The organism is Brevibacterium sp. (assembly GCF_052105255.1).
Taxonomy (GTDB): Bacteria; Actinomycetota; Actinomycetes; order Actinomycetales; family Brevibacteriaceae; genus Brevibacterium; species Brevibacterium linens_B.
Window position 1 is genome coordinate 1 of the sequence record NZ_JBQDYQ010000090.1, and the last position, 8,135, is coordinate 8,135.

Genomic DNA, 8,135 nt, shown 5'->3' on the forward strand with positions numbered 1-8,135 from the left:
CGGACTGTCGATATGTTAGAGCCATGACTTTGCCACACGAAGATGTTGACCCAGACGGCCTGCTCGAATATTCGGTGGTCTTCACCGACCGATCGCTCAACCACATGTCGCAGCGATTCGTGTCCGTGATGCAGGAGATCAACCGGATCCTGCGCTCGGCCTACGATGCCGATTCCGCAGCCATCGTCCCCGGCGGCGGAAGCTACGCCATGGAATCAGTGGCCCGCCAGGTGGCCACCGGCAAGAAGGCGCTGATCGTGCGCAACGGTCTGTTCTCCTTCCGCTGGTCGCAGATCCTCGACGCCGGAGCCATCGCCTCGGAGACGACCGTGCTCAAGGCCTCCCCGGACAGCGCCGAGCACCAGTCGCCGTGGTCACCGGCCCCCATCGCCGAGGTGGTCGCCGCCATCGAGCGCGAGAAGCCCGCTGTCGTGTTCGCTCCCCACGTCGAGACCGCCTCGGGGATGCTCCTGCCCGATGACTACGTCCGCCAGGTTTCCGAGGCCGCGCACGCAGTCGGCGGAATCTTCGTTCTCGACTGCATCGCCTCGGGTGCGGTGTGGGCATCGATGACCGACCTCGGCGTCGATGTGCTCATCTCCGCCCCGCAGAAGGGGTGGAGCGGATCGCCGTGCGCCGGATACGTCATGCTCAGCAAGGCCGGCCGTGCCGCCGTCGAAGCCTCGACCTCGACGAGCTTCGCGATGGACCTCAAGAAGTGGCTGTTCATCGCCGACGAATACGAAGAAGGCCGTGCGCCCTACCATGCGACGATGCCCACCGACGCTCTAGCGCACAACGCCAAGCTCATGGCCGAGAGCGAGGAGCGCGGCTTGGACAAGCTCGCCGCCGCGCAGGCCGAACTCGGACAGCGCGTGCGCGCGGTCTTCGCCGAACGCGGACTGCCCTCGGTGGCTTCGGACGAGTTCGCCTCGCCGAGCGTGGTAGTCGTCCACACCGACAACCCGAAGCTCGCGACCGGTGCCAGCTTCAAGGAAGTCGGCGTGCAGATCGCTGCCGGAGTGCCGCTGCAGTGCGATGAGCCCGAGGACTTCTCGAGCTTCCGCATCGGCCTGTTCGGTCTCGACAAGCTCGGCGACATCGACGGCACGATCGCTCGCCTCGAGGCCGCTCTCGACTCGATCGGCGTGACCGCCGAAGCCTGAGCGGCGCGCACGAACCTGCACCGGCAGCGTCAGCGCCCACCGGCAATCGGGGCACACACAGTCAGCGCCATAACCTCCCGTTGCAACGAGGGGCTATGGCGCTGACTGTATGTTGTGACGCTGACGGTGCAGGCCACCATCAACTGTGAGGGATGCTCGGAGAGGCTCGCGCGGCCGCAATGGGTTGAGCCACGCGCAGCCGAGTTCAGCAGCGCTCGACGCGTCCGCCCGATTTTCCGGGAGGTAAGTGCAGAAATCTTCGTGGGAAATCAACAATCATCTACCGGAGAATCCTGCGCAGGCGAGTTCCGCCTCCGGGCACGCTCCGCCTCCGGACACGCTGCGCCGCCGGGCACGCTCCGGGCGGGCCTCGGCTCTGCGCTCGACCTCAGGCGGTGTCTCCGAGGGCGACGACGTTGTCGGCGAGCCGTTCGTTGCTGCCGTACATGAAGTGGTTGGCCATGTTCTCGGAGAACCGGCTGGCTTCTGTGGTCAGCCCGACCGCCTCGGCGACCTCGCGGATGTGCATCGGGGTGGCGCCGCAGCACACGCCGATGTAGTTGACGCCCAGGTCGTAGGCCTCCTTCGCGAACGCACCGATCTCGTAGCGGTTGGTCTGCAGGGGATCGAGAGCGGTGGGGAACGTGCGCCCGTGCGGGGAGGCCACCTCGGCGCGGGGGTCGGAGAGGTTGAAGAACGTCGGCTCGTCCTCCGTGGTGCGGTAGGGGATCGGCAGGGCACCGACGTGACAGGACACGGCCGCTCGGATCTCCTTGAGCCACGGCAGCATCGTCGCGGGACCGCGGAAGCAGTTGAGGCCGACGACATCGACGCCGAGCTGCTCGAGGCGCTGCGCGGTCTCGACGATCCCGACCCCGTCGGCCATCTCCTGGAAGGCCATCGGCGCCAGTGTGAGCACGACGGGCAGGCCGCTGGCCTTGGCGATCTCGGCGGCGGCGATGGCCTCACCGGCGAAGTAGAAGGTCTCGCCGATGATGAGGTCGGCACCTTCCTCGACCGCCCAGCCGACCATTTCGGCGAACATGGCCCGCACCTCGGCCTGCTTGGACTCATCGGCAGGGTCCCAGATGTTCGAGTTCGAGATGTTGCCGGCCATGAAGTTCCCGGGCTTCGCGTCGGCGACGTCCCGGGCGATCTGCAGGGCGGCGCGGTTGAGCGGCTCGAGCAGGTCCTCCTTGCCGATCACGCGCATCTTCTCGCGGTGGCCGTTGTAGGTGAAGGCCTCGACGATGTCGGAACCGGCCCGCTGGAAGTCGACGTGGAGGGAGCGCAGGGCATCGGGGAATTCGAGGGCCACCTCGGGGACGAACTCGCCGGCGGACAGGTATCCGCGTTTCTCGAGCTCGAACAGGAAGCCTTCCGCGCAGATCACGGGGCCGGCATCGAGGCGTTGGGTCAGTGCGTTGGTCGCGGTCATGGTTGCTCTCCGATTCGATGATGTAGTCGAGCCCGGGCGAGCGGCCCGAACCTGGGTATCACACCATCGATCGGCGCAGCGACGTCAGTCACATCGACATAAATCGTCGCCGATCGCCATGAAAGGACACGACATTCGCCGAGGCGGCCCGCCGAAGAGCGCTCACAGCTGGGTTCCGGTGGGGCTCGGTCGGTCGGGGGCAGGCACCGCCGGTTGCGGACCGAGGGTCAGCTGTCCTCGTCGCCGCTGAGGTAGACCGGCAGGCGACGGTAGCGCACTGCCCGCTGGGCGGCTCCGGCGGGAACCTCCTGCGTGGTTTCGTACGTGGCGTTGTTCTGCGGAACCTCGTGCGAACCCGGCAGCGGGTACGCCTCGCCCGCGACCGGTGCCGGCGAGGCGAAGGACTGCTGCTGGCCTGGCTGCTGTTCGAAGCCGGGGGAGTGCTGGTAGCCGACTCCGGGCAGCGGCTGCAGGCCGAGTCCCTGCCGGTCCGGTCCGTCGCCCTCGCTGTAGGCGTTGCCGGGATGATGAGAGTCGCCGGAATAGTAGGCATCTCCACGTCGGCTGCCGCGGCCACGTCCGCCGCGCCGGTCGGAATCCTCCGGTCGCAGGAATGGGAACGGTTTGAGCAGCAGGCCCGTGACGGTCGAGGACCACCAGCGCAGAGCGCGTTCGAAGGGTCCCCAGGACAGCACGCCCGTCCACACCACGGCCAGGGCCACGCAGATGAGGAGGACGACGGCGTCGTGGAGGACGGTGCGGCTGTCGTCGAGGACCGGCTGCAGACCGCGGACGACGAAGCCGTGGAGGATGTAGACAGCCAGGCTGTGCTTGCCGATCGTGGCGATCGTGTCCTTCGTGTTCGACAGCCAGGTCAGCAGCGCCAATGTCAGCAGCACCGCTCCGAGGTCGACGATGAGACGCAGGCCTACGCCTTCGGGAACGCTGACGCCGAAGTGGGCGAAGTTGAGGCTGCCGTAGAGCCAGTTGTGATCGACCTGGTCGAGGTAGAAGTATCCGACTGCTGCGAGTGCGGCGACGCTGAGGCCGAGTTTCTGCCAGATCGCAAGGCTGCCCGCCCAGCCGATGATCTGCTTGCCATAGAGCTTGCCGATGACGAAGAACGGCCAGAACGCCATCGTCCGAGCCGCGGAGAGTTCGGTGTCGAGGATCGGCAGCAGTCCGCCGAAGAGCCCGACGACGAGCGAGGCGACGAGCATCGTGCGTGGGAAGCGCTCGATGAAGGGGACCGTGATCATCCACCACGCCATCGACAGCAGGAACCACGTGTACCAGAACGGTCTGAGGAATTCGTAGTCGGGATTGAGCCCGAAGATCCACATCCACCCCCACATGAGCGGCAGCACCGTGGCGAGGAGAACGAAGTAGGTGAGCACCCGCTCGGCCAGCTTGTTCGACTTCGCCGTGATTCCGGCGAGGAAGACGAACGCCGGCATGTGGAACATGTAGATGAAGTACATCGGTGCGCCCAGGATCGGCGACTCCCACGGAGAGGTTCGAGCGAGAAGGTGGCCCAAAACCACCAGGAAGATCAGTATTCCCTTGGCGCGGTCGATGCGATAGTCCCGTGTTGACACGCCGATACACTACCGCACCCGGCAGGCTTTGGGGAAAGATCATACCATCGCCGAGGTGGTCGCCCGGTCATGTGGGACGCTGGCCTCGCGTGTGCGACCAGCGATGGAAACGACTAGTCGCGGGCGGCGCAATCGACGCAGTTGGCCGCATAGGGGCGGGCCTCCAGCCGCGCCTCGGCAATGGGTCTGCCGCATTCGATGCAGATCCCGAACGTGCCCGCGGCGAGGCGGTCGACCGCCTCGGCGATCTCATTGAGGCGATTTTCGGACTGTGCGAGCAGGGTCGCGGCCTGCGACCGTTCGAAGGCGAGCGTCGCCCCTTCCGGATCGTGTTCGTCGTCGCTGTTGTCACCGTCGCGGGCGGCCGAGACCTCGTCGATACCTTGGGTCAGGCGGCCGATGAGCGCCTGCGTCTCCGCCCGCTCATCCTCGAGCCGCTCCCGCATCTGCGCTTCGTCGATCATCGTCGTCTCCTCGGCTTCGACTGGTCCGTCGTCCTGCGTTATCGTCGTTCCTCGCCTCGAACCCTCAGGCTTCCAGCGCCTCGGACGCTTCGAGCCAGCGCATCTCGAGCTCGTCGAGTTCGTCCCGGGACTCGCGGATCGCTGCCGTGAGCTCAGCCAGTCCTTCGAAGTCGGTCTGGTCGTGGGCGGCCATCTCCTCGTGCTTCTGCGCGATCTGAGTGTTCAGCTTGTCCATCCGCCGTTCGATCGCGGACACTTCCTTCTTCGCCGCCCGGGCTTCCGCACCGGACAGTTTCGGAGCCGACGTCACTCCCTCGTTCGCCGAGGCGGCCCCACCGGAACCGTCCCCGCCGGCTCCCGTCGCGGCCCCGTTCGAACTGCCGGACGCCTTGTTCGAACCGGCGGCACCCCGGCGTTCCTCTTCGGCTCGCAGTCGCAGGTACTCCTCGACGCCGCCGGGAACATGGCGCAGTCCGTGATCGAGGATCGCGTACTGCTGATCGGTCACGCGCTCCAGCAGGTACCGGTCGTGGGAGACGACGATGAGGGTGCCCGGCCAGGAATCGAGGAGATCCTCCATGGCCGCAAGCATGTCCGAATCGACGTCGTTGGTCGGCTCATCGAGGATGATGACATTGGGTTCGGCCATGAGCAGCAGCAGAAGCTGGAGGCGGCGCTTCTGTCCGCCGGAGAGCTCCTTGACCCGTGCGGACAGATGTTCCTTCGCGAAGCCGAGCCGTTCGAGCAGCTGAGCCGGGGTGAAGTCCTTGCCTTCGATGGTGAACGAAGTCTTCGACTCGGCGAGGACTTCGCGCACACGGGAGTCGGCGATCCGGGCCAGATCCTTGAACTGCTGATCGAGCACGCCGATCTGCACGGTCTTGCCGCGCTTGACCCGTCCGGCGTCGGGGTCGATGTCTCCCGAGATCAGACCCAGCAGGGTCGACTTCCCGGCGCCGTTGGGGCCGAGGATTCCGGTGCGTTCGCCGGGACCGATACGCCAGGTGACATCGTCGAGGATCGTGGTCTCACCAAAGTGCTTGGACACGTCGAGCAGATCGACGACGTCCTTGCCCAGGCGGGCCGTGGCCATCTTCTTCAACTCGATCGGATTGCGGACCTCGGGCACGTCGGCGATGAGCTGGTTGGCCGCCTCGATGCGAAACTTCGGCTTCGATGTCCGTGCCGGTGCGCCGCGCCGCAGCCATGCGAGCTCCTTGCGCATGAGATTCTGTCGCTTCGCCTCGGTGGCGGCAGCGATCCGGTCGCGTTCGACGCGCTGGAGGACGTAGGCGGCATAACCGCCTTCGAAAGGCTCGACGATGCGGTCGTGGACCTCCCATGTCTTCGTGCACACCTCGTCGAGGAACCACCGGTCGTGGGTGACCAGCAGCAGGGCTCCGGCGTTCTTCGGCCACCGGCCGCGCACATGCTTCGCCAACCACGCGATGCCGTCGACGTCGAGATGGTTCGTCGGCTCGTCGAGGATGAGCATGTCCCAATCGCCGATGAGCAGCGCCGCCAGGGCCACTCGGCGGCGCTGACCGCCGGAGAGCGAGGAGATCTGCGCATCCCAATCGAGATCGGCGATGAGACCGGAGATGATGTCACGGGCCCGCGGATCGGCCGCCCATTCGTGATCGGCGGCATCACCGACGACGGAGAAGCCCACGGTCGCTTCGTCATCGAGGTCATCGCGCTGGCCGAGCATGCCCAGGCGCAGACCGCCGCGATAGGTCACGCGTCCGGAATCGGGTTCGATGGTGCCGGCGAGCATTCCGAGCAGACTCGACTTGCCGTCGCCGTTGCGGCCGACGATGCCGATCATGTCGCCGGACTCGACGCCGAGGGTGACGGAGTCGAAGACGACGCGCGTGGGATATTCGAGGTGGAGGGCTTCTGCCCCGAGGAGATGTGCCATAGCGCTCTCTAGCCTAGTTCACGATGACCGGGTCCCGGCCACTGCTGGGGCTCTGCTCTGTGCCCCAGCGGAGTGTCTGCTCTGTGTCGGTCGGCCGTCCCCGCGCCACGGACGACTATCTCAAAGATGGAGGTCTGCGCGTTCGCATTGCGGACCGCGAACGGCCGTGCGTGACGGAATATTTCTTTTTCATATCGGTGTCCGTCCTTGAGGTGCTGGCGGAGCCGCCGAAACGACTTCGGTGCATTAGACTGACCGAAACTCACCAAAATATGACAGTTCGTCCAGTGGTTTCACATCTTCGGTAGGGGCAGACAGCGCCCTCATCCGTGTGCACTGTCTGTAACAGAAAAGAGAAAACGTGAAGAAGCTCGCTTCAGCGGTGTCGATGATCGCCGCATCCGCCCTCGTCCTCTCGGCCTGTGGTTCAGGCGAAGAAGGCGAATCCGGCTCCGACTACCTCGCCTGCATGGTCTCCGACTCCGGCGGTTGGGACGACCAGTCCTTCAACCAGTCCGGTCGGGAAGGCATGGAGAACGCGAAGAAGAACCTGGGAATCGAAGAGAAGCTCGCCGAATCGCAGGGCGACGCGGACTTCGGGCCGAACGTCGACAACATGGTGCAGCAGGGCTGCAACATCACCTTCGGCGTCGGATTCCTCCTCGAGGACACGATCCAGGAAGCCGCCGAAGCGAATCCGGACCTCAACTTCGCGCTCATCGACTCGACGTTCTCCGACGCCGACGGCAAGCCGGTGACGATCGACAACGCCAAGGCGGTTGTCTTCAACACCGCCGAGGCCGCTTATCTGGCCGGCTATGTTGCGGCCGCGACCTCGGAGTCGGGCAAGGTCGGCACCTTCGGCGGCATCCAGATTCCATCGGTGACGATCTTCATGGACGGCTTCGCCGATGGCGTGGACAAGTTCAACGAGGACAACAGCAAAGACGTCAAGCTGCTCGGCTGGAACAAGGAGAAGCAGGACGGATCGTTCTCCGGTGACTTCGAGAACCAGGGACAGGGCCAGGAGCTGACCAAGCAGCTCATCTCGCAGGGCGCGGACGTCATCATGCCCGTGGCCGGACCCGTCGGCCTCGGCGCCGCAGCGGCGGCGAAGGAAGCCGGCGACGTCAACCTCGTGTGGGTCGACTCAGATGGCTACGAGTCGACCGAATACGGCGACATCATCCTCACTTCGGTGGTCAAGCAGATCTCGCAGGCCGTCGAAGACACCATCAAGGAAGGCACCGAGGACAACTTCACCAATGAGCCCTACGTCGGCACGCTCGAGAACGAAGGTGTGGGCATCGCTCCGTACCACGACTTCGAGGACAAGGTTCCCGAAGACGTGAAGAAGGACGTCGAAGAGCTGAAGAAGCAGATCATCGACGGCAGCCTCGTCGTCGAGTCGGAGAGCACACCGAAGTAAGCTCGTCGGATAAACTGCAGGGCCGAATTCTTTCGGCCCTGCAGTTTTCAAGTTTGTGAGGAGAACCGGAAGCAGTGAAACTCGAGCTTCGCGGGATGACCAAGGTGTTCGGATCGTTC

The 8,135-nt window shown here is 65.1% G+C and carries 6 protein-coding genes; 2 read left to right on the forward strand and 4 right to left on the reverse strand.

What is annotated here, in order from left to right:
- The first annotated feature begins 23 nt into the window (after positions 1-23).
- A complete protein-coding gene (locus tag ACTIIH_RS15325; protein ID WP_441452733.1) occupies positions 24-1,166 on the forward strand; it encodes an alanine--glyoxylate aminotransferase family protein in 1,143 nt (380 codons plus the stop codon).
- A gap of 388 nt (positions 1,167-1,554) precedes the next feature.
- On the opposite strand, the gene ACTIIH_RS15330 is transcribed toward ACTIIH_RS15325, so the two are convergent.
- From ACTIIH_RS15330 to ACTIIH_RS15345, 4 genes are all read right to left on the reverse strand, one after another.
- Positions 1,555-2,604, reverse strand: a complete 1,050-nt coding sequence (locus tag ACTIIH_RS15330) for a homocysteine S-methyltransferase family protein (RefSeq protein ID WP_441452734.1) — start codon at positions 2,602-2,604, stop codon at positions 1,555-1,557.
- Positions 2,605-2,831: 227 nt separating this feature from the next.
- Positions 2,832-4,202, reverse strand: a complete 1,371-nt coding sequence (locus tag ACTIIH_RS15335; protein ID WP_441452735.1) for an acyltransferase family protein — start codon at positions 4,200-4,202, stop codon at positions 2,832-2,834.
- 113 nt (positions 4,203-4,315) lie between these two features.
- Entirely contained in the window at positions 4,316-4,666 is a 351-nt protein-coding gene (locus ACTIIH_RS15340) for a TraR/DksA family transcriptional regulator (RefSeq protein WP_441452736.1), read from the reverse strand.
- A 64-nt stretch (positions 4,667-4,730) separates the two neighbouring features.
- Complete coding sequence (locus ACTIIH_RS15345) at positions 4,731-6,587, reverse strand: ABC-F family ATP-binding cassette domain-containing protein (protein ID WP_441452737.1); 1,857 nt, start codon at positions 6,585-6,587, stop codon at positions 4,731-4,733.
- Between the two features lie 361 nt (positions 6,588-6,948).
- Between ACTIIH_RS15345 and ACTIIH_RS15350 the strand changes: the two genes are divergently transcribed.
- On the forward strand, positions 6,949-8,016 hold the full coding sequence (locus tag ACTIIH_RS15350; RefSeq protein ID WP_441452738.1) for a BMP family lipoprotein: 1,068 nt from the start codon (positions 6,949-6,951) through the stop codon (positions 8,014-8,016).
- Positions 8,017-8,135: the final 119 nt, after the last annotated feature.